Annotated in this window: 19 protein-coding genes; 6 read left to right on the top strand and 13 right to left on the bottom strand. The window is 64.8% G+C overall.

From position 1 onward, the window contains the following. The first annotated feature begins 74 nt into the window (after positions 1-74). Both C1717_RS00295 and nagA read left to right on the top strand, forming a co-directional pair. On the top strand, positions 75-896 hold the full coding sequence (locus C1717_RS00295; RefSeq protein ID WP_102371244.1) for a sugar phosphate isomerase family: 822 nt from the start codon (positions 75-77) through the stop codon (positions 894-896). A 24-nt stretch (positions 897-920) separates the two neighbouring features. Further along, entirely contained in the window at positions 921-2,081 is a 1,161-nt protein-coding gene (gene nagA / locus C1717_RS00290) for an N-acetylglucosamine-6-phosphate deacetylase (RefSeq protein WP_102371243.1), read from the top strand. A 156-nt stretch (positions 2,082-2,237) separates the two neighbouring features. Here the strand turns inward: nagA and larB are convergent, their stop codons facing one another. Then, entirely contained in the window at positions 2,238-3,002 is a 765-nt protein-coding gene (larB, locus tag C1717_RS00285) for a nickel pincer cofactor biosynthesis protein LarB (protein ID WP_102371242.1), read from the bottom strand. 139 nt (positions 3,003-3,141) lie between these two features. On the opposite strand from larB, the gene C1717_RS00280 reads away from it, so the two are divergent. Beyond that, positions 3,142-3,495: a hypothetical protein gene (locus tag C1717_RS00280; protein WP_102371240.1), complete on the top strand. Its 354-nt coding sequence runs from the start codon at positions 3,142-3,144 to the stop codon at positions 3,493-3,495. Positions 3,496-3,551: 56 nt separating this feature from the next. On the opposite strand, the gene C1717_RS00275 is transcribed toward C1717_RS00280, so the two are convergent. Further along, on the bottom strand, positions 3,552-3,923 hold the full coding sequence (locus tag C1717_RS00275; protein ID WP_102371239.1) for an arsenate reductase family protein: 372 nt from the start codon (positions 3,921-3,923) through the stop codon (positions 3,552-3,554). 157 nt (positions 3,924-4,080) lie between these two features. Between C1717_RS00275 and C1717_RS00270 the strand changes: the two genes are divergently transcribed. After that, positions 4,081-5,007 carry a PHP domain-containing protein gene (locus C1717_RS00270; protein ID WP_102371237.1) on the top strand — a complete coding sequence of 309 codons (927 nt, stop codon included), beginning with the start codon at positions 4,081-4,083 and terminating at the stop codon, positions 5,005-5,007. A gap of 117 nt (positions 5,008-5,124) precedes the next feature. On the opposite strand, the gene hisE is transcribed toward C1717_RS00270, so the two are convergent. The 8 genes from hisE to hisD form a co-directional block, all read right to left on the bottom strand. Continuing rightward, positions 5,125-5,442, bottom strand: coding sequence for a phosphoribosyl-ATP diphosphatase (gene hisE, locus C1717_RS00265; protein WP_102371235.1), 318 nt, complete (start codon positions 5,440-5,442; stop codon positions 5,125-5,127). 93 nt (positions 5,443-5,535) lie between these two features. Beyond that, positions 5,536-5,856, bottom strand: a complete 321-nt coding sequence (gene hisI / locus C1717_RS00260) for a phosphoribosyl-AMP cyclohydrolase (protein WP_102371234.1) — start codon at positions 5,854-5,856, stop codon at positions 5,536-5,538. A 10-nt stretch (positions 5,857-5,866) separates the two neighbouring features. Next, positions 5,867-6,649, bottom strand: a complete 783-nt coding sequence (gene hisF / locus C1717_RS00255; RefSeq protein WP_102371232.1) for an imidazole glycerol phosphate synthase subunit HisF — start codon at positions 6,647-6,649, stop codon at positions 5,867-5,869. Between the two features lie 10 nt (positions 6,650-6,659). After that, entirely contained in the window at positions 6,660-7,403 is a 744-nt protein-coding gene (locus tag C1717_RS00250; RefSeq protein ID WP_102371231.1) for a 1-(5-phosphoribosyl)-5-[(5-phosphoribosylamino)methylideneamino]imidazole-4-carboxamide isomerase, read from the bottom strand. Then, complete coding sequence (locus C1717_RS00245; protein WP_102371230.1) at positions 7,400-8,194, bottom strand: glutamine amidotransferase-related protein; 795 nt, start codon at positions 8,192-8,194, stop codon at positions 7,400-7,402. Before C1717_RS00245 ends, C1717_RS00250 begins: the two co-directional genes overlap by 4 nt. Before the next feature lie 21 nt (positions 8,195-8,215). Further along, positions 8,216-8,929: an imidazoleglycerol-phosphate dehydratase HisB gene (gene hisB, locus C1717_RS00240; protein ID WP_102371229.1), complete on the bottom strand. Its 714-nt coding sequence runs from the start codon at positions 8,927-8,929 to the stop codon at positions 8,216-8,218. Then, positions 8,926-10,032 carry a histidinol-phosphate transaminase gene (gene hisC / locus C1717_RS00235; RefSeq protein ID WP_102371228.1) on the bottom strand — a complete coding sequence of 369 codons (1,107 nt, stop codon included), beginning with the start codon at positions 10,030-10,032 and terminating at the stop codon, positions 8,926-8,928. Before hisC ends, hisB begins: the two co-directional genes overlap by 4 nt. After that, the gene (hisD, locus tag C1717_RS00230) at positions 10,032-11,486 is read right to left on the bottom strand and encodes a histidinol dehydrogenase (RefSeq protein ID WP_102371227.1); all 1,455 of its coding nucleotides are present in this window, start codon (positions 11,484-11,486) and stop codon (positions 10,032-10,034) included. Before hisD ends, hisC begins: the two co-directional genes overlap by 1 nt. Positions 11,487-11,780: 294 nt before the next feature. On the opposite strand from hisD, the gene C1717_RS00225 reads away from it, so the two are divergent. Then, positions 11,781-12,749 carry a nucleoside hydrolase gene (locus C1717_RS00225; protein ID WP_102371226.1) on the top strand — a complete coding sequence of 323 codons (969 nt, stop codon included), beginning with the start codon at positions 11,781-11,783 and terminating at the stop codon, positions 12,747-12,749. A 71-nt stretch (positions 12,750-12,820) separates the two neighbouring features. Further along, entirely contained in the window at positions 12,821-13,738 is a 918-nt protein-coding gene (gene rbsK, locus C1717_RS00220) for a ribokinase (protein ID WP_102371225.1), read from the top strand. Here the strand turns inward: rbsK and hisG are convergent. The 3 genes from hisG to C1717_RS00205 all read right to left on the bottom strand — a co-directional run bounded on the left by hisG (position 13,662) and on the right by C1717_RS00205 (position 17,358). Then, entirely contained in the window at positions 13,662-15,437 is a 1,776-nt protein-coding gene (hisG, locus tag C1717_RS00215) for an ATP phosphoribosyltransferase (RefSeq protein ID WP_102371223.1), read from the bottom strand. The two genes, rbsK and hisG, sit on opposite strands and share 77 nt — an antisense overlap. Before the next feature lie 224 nt (positions 15,438-15,661). Next, a complete protein-coding gene (gene fba, locus C1717_RS00210; protein WP_102371221.1) occupies positions 15,662-16,528 on the bottom strand; it encodes a class II fructose-1,6-bisphosphate aldolase in 867 nt (288 codons plus the stop codon). 134 nt (positions 16,529-16,662) lie between these two features. Beyond that, positions 16,663-17,358: an MBL fold metallo-hydrolase gene (locus tag C1717_RS00205; protein WP_102371219.1), complete on the bottom strand. Its 696-nt coding sequence runs from the start codon at positions 17,356-17,358 to the stop codon at positions 16,663-16,665. Between the last annotated feature and the right edge of the window lie 40 nt (positions 17,359-17,398).

Below are 17,398 nucleotides of genomic sequence, written 5' to 3'. Positions count from 1 at the left end.
CTGTAGCGACTAACGACAGCCGGACCATGCGAGCGCGCAGAGTCCGGCTGTCTTATTTTGAAAGGAGCCCTTCCATGATTCATGACTACTACCGCATCCCGGCTGATAAGCTCGGTGAGGACGCGAAGATACCGCTGATGGTGCTCGGCGACTCCGGCGAGGTGTTCTACGAGATGGCCCTCGAGATGGTAAGCACCATCGAGGAGCATAACGCCAAGGGCGAGAAGACCGTCTTCATCTGCCCGGTAGGGCCAACGGGCCACTACCCCATCTTCGTGCGTCTGGTGAACGAGCGCAAGCTGTCCCTCAAGGACTGCTGGTTCATCAATATGGACGAGTACCTCGCCGACGATGACTCCTGGATCGATCACGACGACCCCCTCTCGTTCCGCGGCTTCATGGACCGCGAGGTCTACGGCAAGATCGCGCCCGAGCTCCTTATGCCTGAGAGCCAGCGCGTCTTCCCCGATCCCAAGGATCCGGAGCGGGTGCCTGCGCTCATCGACGAGCTCGGCGGCGTCGACATCGCCTTTGGCGGCATCGGCATCACGGGGCACCTCGCCTTCAACGAACCGCAGGAAGAGCTCACGCCGGAAGAGTTCGCCGCACTCAAGACGCGCACGCTCGACATCCGCCCCGAAACCCGCGCCGTAAACGCCATGAACGACTCGGGCGGCGTGCTCGAGGACATGCCGCGCCGCTGCGTGACCATCGGCATGCATGAGATCCTGCACGCGCGCAAGGTGCGCCTGGGCGTCTTCCGCGTGCTGCACCGCGCCGTCGTTCGCCGCGCTGCCTACGGCGACATCACCGCATCCTTCCCCGTCACGATCCTCCAGAACCACCCCGATGCGCTCATCTATGTGAATGCCATCGCCGCTGAGCAGCCGCTCTAACGCATCGCCTGAAAGGACGTTACCATGGATCAATCTCTTTATGTCACCGGTGCCAACGTCCTGACGCCCGAGGGCATCGAGCGGCGCGACATCGTGGTTGAGGACGGTCGCATCACCGGCCTTCCATGCTCCTATGCCAACCTCCGAGGCTTGCCCGAACTCGACGCAACCGGTCTCACCGTGCTCCCCGGCTTTATCGACGTGCACACCCATGGTGCTGCCAACGTCGACGTCAATGCCGCCGATGAAGAAGGGCTTCGCACCATCGGCCGCTTCTTCGCGTCCCAGGGTGTCACCGGTTGGCTCTGCTCCGTGCTCACCGACACGCCCGAGCAGACGCTCTGGTGCATGGAGCAGGCGCGCAAGGTCATCGAGGGAGGCCCTTACGATGGGGCGGCGCTTTTGGGCATTCACCTCGAGGGGCCGTGCCTATCAAGCGAGTACAAAGGCGCCATGCCCGAGCACCTGCTTATGCACGAGGCCAGCGTAGAGCTCTTCCGCCAATACCAGGAGGCGTCGGGCGGGCACGTGCGCTACACGACGCTCGCCCCCGAGATCCCCGGCGTCGAGAAGCTCATCCCCGAACTCAACGCCATGGGCATCACCTGCGCCATCGGACACAGCGGCGCGGGATACGATCAATCGATGGCATGCGTGAGGGCGGGAGCGGCGAGCGCGACCCATCTGGGCAACGCCATGCGCCTCTTCCACCAGCACGATCCCGCCATCTGGGGCGTGGCGCTCGAGACGGACCTGTACGTCGAGGCCATATGCGACGGTCGCCATCTACATCCAGGGAGCGTGCGTCTCTACCTCAAGGCAAAGGGCTGGGACCGCGTCGTCGCGATCACCGACTCCATCATGGCGGCGGGCCTCCCCGATGGAAACTATAAGCTCGGGGTAAACGATGTCGTGGTGGAGGATGGCGACGCAAAGCTCGCCAGCACGGGTGTGCGCGCGGGTTCCACGCTCACGCTCGCCCAGGCGCTCCGCAACATCGTGAAGTTCGCGGACACCGATGTCGAGCATGCCGCCCGCCTTATGACCGCAAACCCCGCAAAGCTCATCGGCTTCCCCACCAAGGGCAGCATCTCGCATGGCTTCGATGCCGACCTCACGTTTGTCGATGACGACCTCGAGGTCGTACGCACCATCGTGGGCGGGCGAACGGCTTTCGAACGCTAGCCTGCGTGAATCGGCCTAGCTGGAGCACATGAGCAGCTCACAGCGAACGAGGCCGGCACCGCTGACAGCAGAGGCGATGATCCCATTGCCTCCGCGCTGCCAAGTGATGCCGGCCTCAATTGTCTCAATTCATGGCGAGAAGCGGTCCTGCAGGCGCTACGCGCTTCGTCCCGGGAGATGGTTGATGAGCGACGCCTGGAAAGCGGCGCCGAAGCCATTGTCGATGTTCACGACCGAGACCCCGCTCGCGCAGCTGTTCACCATCGCCAGCAGCGTCGTGAGCCCGCCCAGGTTCGCACCGTAGCCCACGCTCGTGGGAACCGCGATCACCGGGCATGAGGCGAGTCCGCCCACCACGCTCGGCAGCGCCCCCTCCATGCCAGCGATCGCAATGATCACCTGTGCGCGGGCTATCTCGTCGCCATGCCGGAGCAGGCGATGGATCCCCGCCACGCCCGCATCGTGCACACAGGTCACCTTATTGCCCAAAAATCGCGCCGTCAGCACCGCCTCCTCCGCCACGGGCACATCGCTCGTTCCCGCCGTGAGCACCAGGATCTCGCCATTGCCATCGGCCTCGGGCAGGTCGCCGACGACGCCGGCACGTGCCTGCTCGAAGAAGGTGAAGGCGCAGCCAAGGCGCTCGAGCTCAGCTGCCTTGCCGGCATCAAGGCGGGTGATGAGCACGCGGCTCTGGCCCGCCTCGCGCATGGCGCCGACGATACCCGCAATCTGCTCAGCAGTCTTTCCGGCACCGTAAATGACCTCGGAGACTCCGGTGCGCACGCCGCGAAGGGTATCAACCTGCGCGTAACCCAGCTCTGCCACCGAATCGACGCGCACCCGTTCGACAAGTTCATGGGGGGCAAGGCTCCCCGCTGCCACGGCTCGCACCAGCCGCTCCAGCTCAGATGCATCCATGCTTCGCCTTTCCGTTCGTTTTCCGTCTTCTATGGTACCCGCTATGCGCCCGCAAAGGCATGCACTATCCTGTGGTGGAGACAACGGCACCGCGTCGCGCGGAAGGTGACGGCGGTCACGCGAACGGAAGGCGGCTACCATGAGCGAGCTCAAGAAGAACAGGCTGGAAGATGCCGACCATGGTCCTCGTACCGGCGGGCGCCATAGCCGTGGCCCTGCATCCACTGGTCCAGCGCTCTCTATAGCCGCGCTCCTCGCATGCGTGGTGGGCGCTCCCGTCGGCTACTTCGCCAGCTGGCCGGTGGGGATATTCCTCATCATCGCGAGCCTCGTATGCGCCATCGTCGCCATCCGCAAGCACGCTTCCATGCGCCCCCTCGCCATACTCGCCCTCGTTCTCGATCTGGTGCTCATCATCGCGATCATCGTGGTGTTCGCGATGCTCTTGCATCAAATCAACCAGATGAACGAGCTCATGGGTACCGTCTCATAGCAACAGCGCGCTAATCTAAGCCGTCGGAGGAAGCGGTCCAGCTGCCGCCGCAGCCGTTACAGGAGCGCCGCCTCCCATTCCTTCTCACGGAAACCCACCAGCACCGTATCGCCGGTCACGACGACGGGACGCTTGACGAGCATGCCGTTGCTCGCCAGCAGAGCGCGGGCATCTTCATCGGACATGCCGGCGTCAAGCTGTGCCTTCACGCCGAGTTCGCGGTACTTCATCCCGCTCGTATTGAAGAAGCGGCGCAGCGGCAAACCAGATGCCTGCTGCCAAGAGGCTATTTCTTCCGCTCGGGGATTATCTTCCACGATATGCCGGTCGATATGGGCAATGCCGTGCTCATCGAGCCAGCGCTTTGCCTTCTTGCAGGTGGAGCATGGTGGATACTCGATGAACAGCACCGGTTCGTTAGCAGGCATGGGCCCTCCTCGCTAGCAGGTTCGCGTCTCGGTTGCGCGATACGTGGCGCGCAATGCCAGTATGCCCCTTAGCCGCAAGTCGCAAACGGAGGAGCCCGATGAGCGTCGTTCGCGGTACGATACCGTTGAGTCCAGGCACCGCGATCGAGGAGTTCCCATGAGCACGCTCACCATCCCCCTTATCGACTGCCATACGCACACCTGCTTCTCGGACGGCACGTCCACCTTTGAGGAGAACGTACGAGCGGCGGCAGCTCGGGGCTGTCGCGTTCTGGTCTCGACCGATCATCTGACCTTGCCCGCCTCCATGGACCCTGCCTGCGAAGCTTCGGTGCCTGAAGCCAACCTCGCAGCGCACCGGGCCGCCTTCGAGGAGGCGCGCGAACTTGCCGCCGCACTCGCTCCGTCCTTGGAGCTCGTATACGGCTTTGAATGCGATTGGTACGAGGGGTGCGAGCCGCTGGTCGAGCACTGGGCTGCGGGCGCTATGGTGCGCCTAGGCAGCGTGCACTGGCTCGGAACAGCTGAGCTCGGTGATCGGATACCCCTCACCTCGGCAGAAGCTTCGCGAGGAACGGACGCGGTTGCAGGAGATGGCACCGACCATCCCGCGGGATGGATAGACGACGGCAGCGATATGCATCTTTGGGAGGAGCTCGGCGCTGATGAGGTATGGCGTCGCTACGTCGTTACCTGGTGCCGCGCCTGCGAGAGCCCGCTCGCCTTCGACGTGATGGCCCATCCGGACTTGCCTGCCCGCTTCTCGAGGGAGGGCTGGGCGCCGACCATAGACCTTGCGCCCCTCTGGGAAGAGATGGCTGCCTGCGCACACGACACCGGACGGCGCATCGAGCTTTCCACAGCCGCCCTTCGCAAGGGCGTTGGCGATTACTATCCTTCCTTTGGCCTACTTGAACGCTTCGCCCGCGCCGGCGTGCCGCTCACCTTTGGCTCCGATGCTCATCGGGCGCAGGATATCTGCTACGGCATCGAGGGCGCTCGAGAACAAGCGTACCGCTCAGGCTTTCGAACCTTCGACCTTCCTCATATCGACGGCTCTTGGGAAACCTGCGAACTCGTATAGGAACCACGATCATAGGTCGTGGAGGGTGCGAGGCATCAGGGCGCGGAACCAGCGCCGATGCCGTCCAGCATGGCCGAAGCAAGCCCCGCGATTGGCGGTCCCTGCGAGCGGCCGCCCCTATCTCATGCGCGCATCGAGCTCGCCTGCGAGCTCCTCGACGGTAACGCCGTAGCGCTCAAGCGCTACGAGCAGATGGTACACGAGGTCTCCCGCCTCGTAGCGGATATGATCGTGGTCGCAGTCCTTTGCCGCCATCACGACCTCGCAAGCCTCCTCGACCACCTTCTTCAAGAGCTTGTCCTCCGGACCGAAGAGCAAGCGCGCGGTATAGCTTTCCTCGGGCACCGCAGCGCGCCTGCCGTGTATGGTCGCCGCCAAGCTGGTGATGGTGGCGCCGATGTCCCCATCGTGCACGTGAGCGGTTCTCTCTCCCATGGAAGACCCCCTAGTAGTCATCTCCGCACCTTGCGGCACGGCTCGCAATCGATCGTGTGTGCCGAACGTTCCGCCCGGCTGCATACGCGTCGTCTAGGTGTCGAGCCGCCTGAAGAAGCAGCTCCGGTTACCGGTATGGCAAGCAGGGCCAGGCGAATCGACCTTCACAAGAAGGGTATCGCCATCGCAATCCGCCCAGAGCTCCCGCACCTGCTGCATGTTGCCGCTCGTCGCGCCCTTGTTCCACAGCTCCTGGCGGCTCCGGCTCCAAAACCAGGTGGTCCCCGTCTCGAGCGTGAGGCGCAGGGATTCCGCGTTCATCCACGCGACCATGAGCACCTCGCCTGTATCGTGCTGCTGCACCACCGCCGGGATGAGCCCGTCCGCATCGAATTTCAGCTCTTTGAGGTCCATCTTCTTCCCCTCAGAAGTCGAGTCGCATGGGGATGCCCTGAGCCGCCATGTACTCTTTGACCTGACGGATGCTGAACGTTCCGAAATGGAACACGCTCGCCGCGAGCACCGCATCCGCCTCGCCCTCGATGATGCCCTCGGCGAAGTGCTCGAGCGTGCCCACGCCGCCGGACGCGATGACGGGGATGGACACCGCGCGCGCCACCGCGCGCGTGAGCGCCAGGTCGAAGCCCTCCTTGGTGCCATCACGATCCATGCTGGTGAGCAAGATCTCTCCGGCGCCGCGACGCGCGGCCTCCTCGGCCCATGCCACGGCATCGATGCCCGTGGGCGTGCGTCCGCCCGCAACATAGACCTCCCAGCGGTCGGCACCGGGCGCACCTGGCTCTCCCACCCGCTTCGCATCGATAGCGCAGATGACGGCCTGGCTGCCGAACGCCTGCGCCGCAAGCGCGATGAGGTTTGGGTCGCGCACCGCGGCCGAGTTGAGCGAGATCTTGTCCGCACCCGCAGCGACCATGCGGCGCATGCCCGCGAGGTCCCGGAACCCTCCGCCCACGGTGTAGGGAATGGAGAGCTCCTCTGCCGCATGGGCCGCCATTTCGATGGTGGTCGCACGATCGTCGCTCGTCGCGGTGATATCGAGGAACACGACCTCGTCGGCTCCGGCGCGGTCATAGGCAGCTGCGAGCTCGACCGGATCGCCCGCATCGCGCAGCGCCACGAAGTTCACGCCCTTCACGACGCGGCCGTTCTTAACATCAAGGCAGGGTATCACCCGTTTGGTGAGCATAGCGGTCCTTTCAGCGTTCGCCCGCGGCGGCTTCGAGCGCCTCGGGAAGGGCGAAGGCGCCCTCGTAGAGCGCACGGCCCGTGATTGCCCCCTCGATCACCTGGGGGCCCGCAGCGGCGAGCGCGCGTATATCATCGACCGAGGAAATGCCGCCGGATGCGATCACGGGGAAGCCCGCGATGGCCGCCACATGCCGGTAGGCGTCGACGTCGATACCGGTTTGCATGCCGTCGCGGGAAATATCGGTGAACACGAGGTGCTTGAAGCCCAATCCGGCGAGCTCGCCCACGACGTCATCGACGGAACGCGCGACGCCCTCGCGCCAACCGTTGACCTTCACCTCGCCGTCGCGTGCGGCAACGTCGGCGGCGAGCAGCTCGCCGAACCCGCGGGCGGCGATCTCGGCAAAACCAGGCTCGAGCACGAGCACCGTGCCGAGCGCGATACGCGCCGCGCCCATCGCCGCGAGCTCGTCGATGCGCGCAAGCGAACGCACGCCGCCACCTACGTCGACGCTGATGCCATCGACGGTGCAGATCGCACGGATCGCCTCGTTGTTGGCGGCGCAAGCAGCCTCGTCTTCCTCGAGCGCGGCCGAGAGATCCACCACGTGGATCCAACGGGCGCCCTGCTCGGCAAAGGAACGCGCGACGGCGACCGGGTCATCGGCATAGACCTTCATATGCGCGCGGTCCCCGCGCTCGAGACGCACGACCTTGCCGGCTACGAGGTCGATGGCGGGAAAGAGAATCATGCATGTGCCCCTCTCGCGCGGGAAGAGATCGAAACGAAGTTGCGAAGTATCTCATGTCCGTGGTTGGATGACTTCTCGGGATGGAACTGGCAGCCGTAGAGGTTGCCGTGCCACACCACCGAACCGAAGTTCCGCCCATAATGCGTGACCGCAGCGACATCTTGAGGCTCGACATCGTCATCGAGGGCAAACGAGTGGGTGAAATAGACGTTGGAGCCCTCGGCGAAACCCGCCAGCAGCGGGCAGATGCGCCCTCGCTCGGTCAGATGCACCTGGTCCCACCCGACATGGGGCACCTTGAGGCGTCGAGCAGGCAGGATCGTGCACGAACCGGCCAGAACGCCCAAGCCGCTCACCCAACGCCGCTCGCCGGCAGAGAAGACCGTTCCTGGAGCGAGGCGCGCACCCTTGGAAACGGAATCCGCTGCTATAGGGGCGGGAGAGGCATCCCCATCCGACGGAAGCGAGGCGCCCTCGGTCTTGCCGGATGCGGGCACACCCTCGTCGCCGCGCTCGAAAAGCAACTGGAGTCCCAGGCAGATGCCCAGAAACGGCGTGCCCTCCCCTCCTGCGACCGCATCGATCACCGCCGTATCCTGGCCATGGTCGCGCATGAACGTAATGGCATCGTAAAACGACCCCACGCCGGGCAGCACGATGCCGTCCGCCGTGCGGATGCGCTCGGGGTCATCGGTCACGAGCGCCTCGGCACCCGCTCGCGCAAGCCCGCGAGCAACGCTCGACAGATTGCCCTTGTGGTAATCGACCACCGCGATGATAGGCGCATCCATAGGTACCTCCCCGTGCGCCCGCTACAGCGAGCCCTTGGTCGAGGGGACGCCCGTTACCCGCGGATCGAGCTCGCAAGCGTAGCGCATCGCGCGGCCCACGGCCTTAAAGGCCGCCTCGATGATGTGGTGGGAATTCGCGCCCGCGAGCTCGCGCACATGGAGCGTGACGCCCGCATCGCGCGCAAACGCGTAGAAGAACTCGACGGCGAGCTCGGTATCGAAGCTGCCCACCCGCTCGGTGGGGCACGGCAGCTCGCAGTATGCCTGCCCGCGCCCGGAGATGTCCACGGCAGCCATCACGAGGGTCTCGTCCATAGGAACCGCCACGTTGGCGAAGCGCGTGATGCCTCGCTTGTCGGCAAGCGCCCGAGCGAACGCCTGCCCGAGCACGATGCCCGTATCCTCTACGGTGTGATGGGCATCGACCTCGGTATCGCCCAAGGCCTCAACCTTGAGATCGAACAACCCATGGCGTCCAAACGCGTTGAGCATGTGGTCGAAGAACGGCACATCGGTCGTGATATCGCAGTGCCCGGTTCCATCGAGGCCGAGCGTGAGCGTGATGTCGGTCTCACCGGTGACGCGGTGGACGTTCGCGGTGCGCGGCTCGCCGATGGACAGGGTCGAGCCCTTGAACAGCGACGTGAGCCCGGCGCTTTGTCGCGCGGTGCTCTCGGCCATCGTTGCCTGCGACGTCTCCTCGAGGTTGCGCGGCTGCTTCTTGTAGATGGTCATCGGGTCTCCTCCTCGATAAGGGCCGCGAGCGCGGCGAGGACCTCGTCGTTTTCCTCAGGCGTGCCGACGGTGATACGCAGGCACCCATCAAGGCCGGGCGCGTAGCTAAAGTCACGCACCAAGATAGAATACTCGTCGCGCAGGCGCGTGCGGATGCGGCTTGCCTGCGGTAGCCGAGCGAGTATGAAGTTCCCGGAGCTCGGCCAGGTTCGTGCAGGCGCGGGGAGCCCCGCCACGAGAGCGGAGATTCCCTCATGGAGTCGGGCGCGCTCCTGCTTGATCCGGGCGATCACGGGCTCGAAGTCAGCACGATGCTCAAGCGCGGCGAGCGCGGCAGCCTGAGTGAGGCAGCTCACGGAATAGATCTGCCGCACAGCCGCGTAGACGTCGATGATGTCCGGAGCGGCAACCACGTAGCCGCAGCGAACGCCCGCTTCGGCGAAGGCCTTGGAGAACGTGCGCAGCACCACCAGATTGTCATGTCGGGGCAGCAACGCGAGCGCCGAAGCGCCAGGCTCCGCGAACTCCATGTACGCTTCATCGATCATGACGAGACCCGGACAGGCGTCGCACAGGCGCTCGATGAGGTCGAGCGGCATGAGGTCGCCCGTGGGGTTGTTGGGTGATGTGAAGATCGCCAGATCAGCTGTTGCTACAGCAGCCACGAGCGCGTCGGCATCGGGCAGCATCGTGTCGGGGTCGCGGAACACCTGCTTGACGGCGGTCTGCGTCAAGCCAGCGAACTGCGCGTACTCGCTGAAATCTGGAGGGCAGGTAACGAGCGTGCGGCCCGCGCCGCCAAATGCGAACAGGAAGTTGAAGATGCCCTCGTCGCCACCGTTGCCCACGCAGATCTGCTCACGATCCACTCCGAGCCACGAAGCAAGCTCGTCGCGCAGGGGATTTGCCATGGCATCCGGATAGCGGTTGAGCACCGCTTCTGCAAGCGCCTCATCGATAGCGGTACGCGCCGCATCGGGCAGGCCGTAGGTGTTCTCATTCGCCGACAGGTTGATGCGCGTGGGGGAGAACATCGGGTCATAGGGCTCGGTGTCAACGAGGTGCGCCTGCACCAGGGTACGCATACGGCTAGACAACTGCATCACTTGCCTCCGTTCCCTTCTTGGTCCCGCATGAAGCCTTCTGAAGCGGCGACCGCGCCGCGCGAGATCGTCTGAGGATCATCCTCGGGCCATGCCACGGCCGTCAAATCCTCGGCGCCGAGCACATCGAGCGCCACCGCATCCGCGCCCCCTTCGAGCATCCGGCGGCGCAGCCCAACCGAAAGCGCATGCGCCCAGAGGCCCTCTCCCTGGGCGAGCGTCTGGGTGGCGGGCGCATCGGCGATAAGACCATCCGGCGTGTAGCAGATCACCGAGGAGCGCTTTTGGAAGTCGCTCACCGACAGCGGACTCGAGAAGCGCGCCGTACCGCCGGTAGGCAGCGTGTGGTTGGGCCCGGCAACGTAATCACCGAGCGGCTCGGAACTCCAAGCGCCCACGAAGATGGCGCCCGCATTGCGAATCTTGCCAAGCAGCGAGAGGGCGTTGGCGCAGTGCAGCTCCAGATGCTCGGGCGCGATGACGTTCACCGCATCGATCGCCGCATCGATGTCGGAGGCGACCACGATGGTTCCCTCGTTGGCGAGCGAAGCCGCGGTGATATCGGCGCGCGGACTCGCCGCCACGAGGACGTCGAGCGCGCGCTCGACCTCATGTGCGAACGCCGCATCGCAGGTTACCAGGTAGCAGGCGGCAAGCGGGTCATGCTCCGCCTGGGCCATGAGGTCGGCGGCGACCACCGCGGGCATCGCCTCGGCGTCAGCGAGCACGCACACCTCCGATGGGCCCGCGACCATATCGATGCCCACATCGCCCGAGACGAGCTGCTTGGCCGCTGCGACATAGGCGTTGCCCGGACCCGTAACGACATCCACCGCGGCGATGGACTCGGTGCCATAGGCAAGCGCCGCGATCGCTTGGGCTCCGCCTACGGTGTAGATCTCGTCCACACCGGCGATGGCTGCGGCGGCCAGCGTGTAGAGTGAAATGCCACCCGTGTCGCTACCCGCCGCGTCACGCTGGGGCGGGGTAACCATGACGATGCGCTCGACACCTGCGACCTTGGCGGGAATGGCATTCATGAGCACCGTTGAGGGGTACTGCGCACGGCCGCCGGGGACATAGATGCCAGCAGCGGCAACCGGGGTGATCTTGACGCCTAGAAGCGTGCCATCCGAGCGCGTTGTGAACCACGATTGCTCTAGCTCGCGCTCGTGGAAGGCGAGGATTTGCCGGGAGGCGCGTTCGAGGGCGGCGCGGAAGGGCCCGTCGACGAGATCGAGCGCGCGATCGAGCGCAGCTCGCGGGAGCCGCAGCCCGTCCAGCTCGACACCATCGAACCGCAGGCTGTATTCCCTGAGCGCCGCATCGCCGCGACCGCGCACATCTGCCACGATGTCGCGAGCAGATGCCACGATATGCTCGGGCAGCGCGCCCTTGCGGATGAGTTGAGCGGGCTGCAAGCGCTCGCCAGGCTCGAGAACGATCGTCTTCATACGGGGATCCCCCTCTTTGCACGAGATAACTGGCAAGGGCGCCTATAGCGCCCGTTCACCCTGAGGGGGCGCACGGCGAAACCGTACGCCCCCAACTGCGATTCTCGGCTAAACTTTAGCATGATAAAGCGTTCCGCACAAACCGCGGCACATCTCTTAACCGTTTGATGTCGCCCGCACGCTGCACGGGGGCAACGACCCGAACGGCACAGACGAGCCGCACCAAATACCTCGCTCGGAACGCGGCGCGCGACGGGACGCTCAAAGCCGCAGCTGATTACGGAAGGCGTTGCGATGAAGCTCATACTTGATTTGGATACAGGCATCGATGACACCCTCGCCCTTACCTACGCGCTCGCCTCCCCCGAAGCCGAGCTCATCGGCATCACCGGGACGTTTGGCAACGTCCCCATGGAGCAAGGGATCGCGAACGACCTCGAGCTGCTCGGGCTGTTCGGGCGAGCCGACGTCCCCGTCTTCAGGGGCATCGACCACCCGAGCTGGTCGGAGTCGTTCGCCGTCATGCCTGCAAGCGGGCGGTTCCACGGAACGAACGGCACGGGCGATGTTGCCATCCCCCACGTGGAAGGATCAACGCCGGCAGCGCTGGACAGGATGCCCGCAGTCGACTTCATCATCGATGCCGTACGCGCGAACGAGTCCGATGACCTCATGATCGTCCCAACTGGCGCTTCGACCAACATCGCAGCCGCACTGAAGGCGGCACCCGACATCGTCGGGAAAGCGCGCATCACCATGATGGGCGGAGCGCTTACCCAACCGGGAAACGTCACGCCCTTTGCCGAAGCGAACATCGCGCAGGACCCCGAAGCCTCAGCCGCCCTCTTTATGAGCGGCGCGCACATCACCATGATCGGTCTTGACGTGACCACGCAGGTGAAGCTCACGCGCGAGCAAGCCGAGGAGTTCCGCGCGACCGGCACGGCAGCCGGGGCGTTCCTTGCCAACATGCTTGCCTACTACATCGACGTAACCGAGACCTCCGAGCCCCACAGCGCCCCCGGCTGCAACCTGCACGACCCGCTCGCCGTGGCGGCAGCACTCGATCCCGCGCTCGTGAGCACGTTTGCCTGCGACATCGCTGTCGATGTGGACGGAGCTGGACGCGGTCGCACGATCGGCGACCCAAGGCGCGTAGGCTGCCCGAGCGGTCGCGTCAAGGTCGCGCTTTCAGTCGATGCCGAACGCTTTGTTGATCGCTTCATGGAGCGAACGCTCGACCTCGTACGCCGTGGATGTTGAGCCCCGCGACCGGATCGAACCGCCGGCGGACGCGGTACCATAGGGGAAACCATCGGCGAAGGGGGACGATTATGCCGCGCGTCATCGTGTTCGGGAGCTTGAACATGGACCTCTCGATCGCCTGCGAGCGCGTGCCGCAAGCAGGAGAGACGCTCATGGGGTACGGGTTTCTCACGAACCCGGGCGGCAAGGGGGCGAACCAGGCTGTCGCCGCAGCAAAGCTCGGTGCGCCAACCACCATGATCGGCGCGGTGGGTGCGGACGGGTTCGGGGAACAGCTCGTCGCCACCCTGGAAAACGCCGGCGTCGATTGCTCTGAGGTCGCACGTGCCGAGGAGGTGCCGACGGGCGTGGCCTCGATCATCCGCACGAACGGTGAGAGCCGCATCATTCTCGATCCCGGTGCGAACCATGTAGTCGAAAAGAATGCCGCCGTGACCGCGCTCGACCGCGCCGCACAGCCTGGCGATGTGCTGGTGACGCAGCTCGAATGCCCGGCTGCAGCGACCTACGCCCTGCTGAGGCATGCCCGTGAACAAGGCCTCGTCACGATGTTCAACCCAGCGCCGGCACAGGAGATCCCCGCCGACGTGTGGCCCAGCATCGATTTGGTATGCCTTAACGAGACCGAATGCGCGCTCATAGCCGGCATCGAGCCCAACGACAGCGCCTCCTGCGAGCGGGCGATGCGCGAGCTCGCCGTCCGCGGGGCGCACAGCGTCGTGGTTACCCTCGGCGAGCACGGCGCGATGGCGCTTCGCGAGGGACGCATCGTTCACATCGACGCTTGCCGGGTTGACGCGGTGGACTCCACGGCGGCGGGCGATACCTTCGTGGGCGCGCTCGCAGCAGCAAGCGTAGAGAACATGCCGTTTGAAGACGCGCTGCAGCTCGCCACCTGCGCCGCGGCGCTCACGGTAACAAAGACGGGCGCGCAGCAAGCGATCCCCACGCGCACCGAGGTCGAACAGTTCCTGAAGCAGCGCTAGACAGCTGACCCGCAAAGGTTGCGAGGCGCCGCGTGAGCTCGCGAACCCGGGCGTCCAGACGAGCGCGGCCGGGGTTCACGAAGAAGCGCGCCGTGCACTCCATGATCTCGCCGGTGATGACCAGGTTGTTCTCGCGGAGTGTCGTGCCCGTGGCCGTGATGTCCACGATGCGATCGGTCATGCCCACGATGGGTCCGAGCTCGATGTTGCCATGGAGTGAAACGATATCCGCCGCGATGCCGCGCTGCTCGTACCATGCCGCCGCGATGCGCGGGTACTTGGTCGCCACGCGCAAGCAGCCGCGACGCGCATAGACGCGCTCCGCCTGGCCGGCGCGGTCGGCCGGCTCCGCTTCGATGAAACGGCAGGACCCGTAGCCCATGTCGAGCAGCTCGAGCAGGTTGAGATTCGCCTCGATGAGGGAATCGCGGCCGCAGAACCCGCAATCCGCTCCCCCGCCGGCGACGAACGCCGGGGCATCGCTCGCGCGCACGATCACGAACTCGACGCTGCCGATATCGAAGCCGTTCGCCTCGCCTCGCTCATCGCGCGAGGAGACGATCAGGTGCCTGCCGGGATCGCGCAGGGCACTCACATCGAGCCCGATAGCCTCAAGCGCCTCGATGGTCCCGGCGTTGAGCGAGCCTTTGGGGACCGCGATGCGCAGCGGCTCCTGCGCCGTGCGCGCCACGGCATGGTCGGCGCTCGCATCACGCTGTTCCGAGCGCGCCTGGCATGCGCTCTCGAGGCGTTCGAGCGAGAACGCAAAACCGGCAGCAGGCGTATGCTCGCGACCGGGAAACACCCCGTCGAAGATGGCGTCGTAGCGCCCGCCCGACCCCACCGGATCAGGCAGGTCACCCGCATAGACCTTAAGCACCAGGCCCGTGTAGTAGTCAAATGAGTTAAGTATGGAAAAATCAAAGGTGAGGGAGCTATCCGCAGACGGCTCGCCGTATGCGCGCGCAAGTGATCGAAGCTCGCCCGTAAGCTGCTCCTCGATGCCGGCCTCCCGCAGCAAGTCATCGATGCGGTCGAGCGCCTCGACGCCGCCGAACGTCCTCGGCACCTCGCAGATCGCGCGCTTCATCGCATCGGGAATCGCCGCTGCACACACAACGCTATCGAGATCGACGAGGTTGTTCGCGTGGACGCGGGCGAGCGCCTCCCGCGCAAGCTCCTCGTCGTCGCACCGGCTCAGAAGCTCCAGGAAGGGGCGGACGCTTCCGCAGACCACGCGCCACGACGATATCCCGAGCGCCTGCATGGTATCGACCACCATGCGCACGAGCTCTGCGTCTCCCGAGCTGCCTTCCTCACCGATGAGCTCGAAGCCGAGCTGCGTGAACTGCCGCGAGGCACCCGCGTAGCGCGCCTGCTCGCGCACAACCGGGGCATCATAGCGCAAACGAAGCGGAAGCGGCGCCGCGTGCATGCGCGTGGAAACGAGGCGCACGATGGAGAGCGTGTTATCTGGCCGTACCACGAGCAGGCGGCCATCGTCATCGAAGAGCTTGAACGGCGTGTCGTCCGCGCTGCGGCCGCCCTGGGTGATGGAACCCTTATCTTCCAGAAGCGGCGTTTCGATAGGAAGGTAGCCGTGCCGCTTGAAGCATGCCTTCACGGTATCGGCGATGTCCTCGCGCACCTGCGCTTCCTCGGGCAGGATGTCCCTGAACCCCCACGGCGTTGCCTTCATGCAGCAGACCCTCCTCGGGCTGATGGAATCGATCATGGTCGAATCACTTTACCACAGTAGAGTGCGCCCCTGATCGAGACCGTGCGCACAGCATACAAAGACACGCTGATGCAGGAAGCCCCGGCTCCCCTTTGGGCGCTTCCGCAGCAACTCAGGATTGCCGAGCTGCAGGCATGAGCGAAGGGGAACCGGGGCTTCCGAAGGGAGCGAAAGCTTTGGCGACTTTAAGCCTTCTCGATGGAGCCGAACTCCTCCATGAGGGCCTTGGTCTTCGCGACGATGGCATCGCGGCCGGGCTTGAGGAGCTTGCGCGGATCGAAGCCCTTGCCCTCGAGGTCCTTGCCTGCCTCGATGTACTCGCGGGTAGCGGCAGCGAACACGAGCTGAAGATCGGTGTTGACGTTGATCTTCGCGACGCCCATGGAGATGGCCTTCTTGATCTGGTCCTCGGGGATGCCCGAACCACCGTGGAGCACGAGCGGCAGCTCGCCGACCTCTGCCTTGATCTCGGAGAGGCGCTCGAAGGAGAGGCCAGCCCAATCCTCGGGATACACGCCGTGGATGTTGCCGATACCGCAAGCCAGGAAGTCGACGCCGAGCTCAGCGATCTGCTTGCACTCATTGGGATCGGCGAGCTCGCCCGAGGAGGTCACGCCGTCCTCGGTGCCGCCGATACCGCCGACCTCAGCCTCGATGGAGATGCCCTTGGAGTGGGCGAGCTCCACGAGCTCCTTGGTGCGGTCGAGATTGAGCTGGAAGGTCTCCTCATGGGAGCCGTCATACATGATGGAGGTGAAGCCGGCCTCGATGGCCTTGAAGCAATCCTCATAAGAACCGTGGTCGAGGTGCAGCGCCACGGGCACGGTCACGCCGGCGGCCTCGACAGCGGCCTTCACCATATCAGCGCAGACCTTGAAGCTGCCCATCCACTTGGCGGCACCGGCGGTGCACTGGATGATGAGCGGGCTCTTGGCCTCCTCGGCCGCCTGGAGCAGCGCAAGGGTCCATTCCAGGTTGTTGGTGTTGAACGCGCCGAGGGCGTAGTGGCCTGCCTCGGCCTTCTTGAGCATGTCGGCAGCATTGACGAGCATGTGAACCTCCAAGCGATTGGATGTGCCGATTACGACATAAGGATACCACGTCGGGCAGCGCCAGGTGCCATCGGAGCGCACATGGAAGGCGCGCTACCGAATGAATTCTGGCAACGAGATCGTCGGGCAGGCAGCTATTCGTTCTTGAGGGCGAGCTGCATGAAGGGATTCGTCTCGAGCTCGCGCGCGATAGTCGTCACCGGCCCGTGACCAGCGCACACAAGCGTGTCGACCGGCAGCAGGCGTCCCAGCTTGCCGAGCGATGCCATGATGGCAGCATCATCGCCGCCGTCGAGATCCGTCCGCCCATGGCTTCCCGGGAAGAGCGTATCGCCCACAAACGCGATGTTGCCGTCCTGCGTAGCCGCGAAGAGCACGATGCCGCCGCGCGTGTGGCCGGGCGTCTCGATGACCTGAAGCGTTACCGAGCCGAACTCAACCGTATCGCCCTCGCGAAGCAGCCGGTCGGGCTCGGGCGGCATCTCGATATTGAGGCCCCAGTTGCGCTTCATATGGGTTACGGCACCCTCGATATAGGGAGCGTCGATGGCCGAGATGACGAACGGCACCTCATCGCCAAGCTCGCGGCGCATGCCGGCAACGCCGCCAACATGATCGCCATGGCAATGCGTGCACACGATAGCGCGAATGCGCAACTCGGGATGGTCGGTGGCGATACGGCGCGCGATGCCCTCGCCTTTCCATGCGGGGTCGATCACGATGGCCTCGTCTCCGGATGCGACGAGATAGGTGTTCGTCGCGATGGGGCCCTCCTCATGGCTATCGACGTGCATGGAACCCATCGGGGTGCAATCGAGCTCAAAGGACATGTTCGCTCCTTCATAATGTCGCGGCTTCTCATGAGAAGCG

This window comes from Enorma phocaeensis, assembly GCF_900186505.1.
In the GTDB taxonomy this organism is placed as follows: Bacteria; Actinomycetota; Coriobacteriia; order Coriobacteriales; family Coriobacteriaceae; genus Enorma; species Enorma phocaeensis.
Note: the sequence above shows the minus strand (reverse complement) of the source record. Positions and strands in the feature narration are given on the sequence as shown.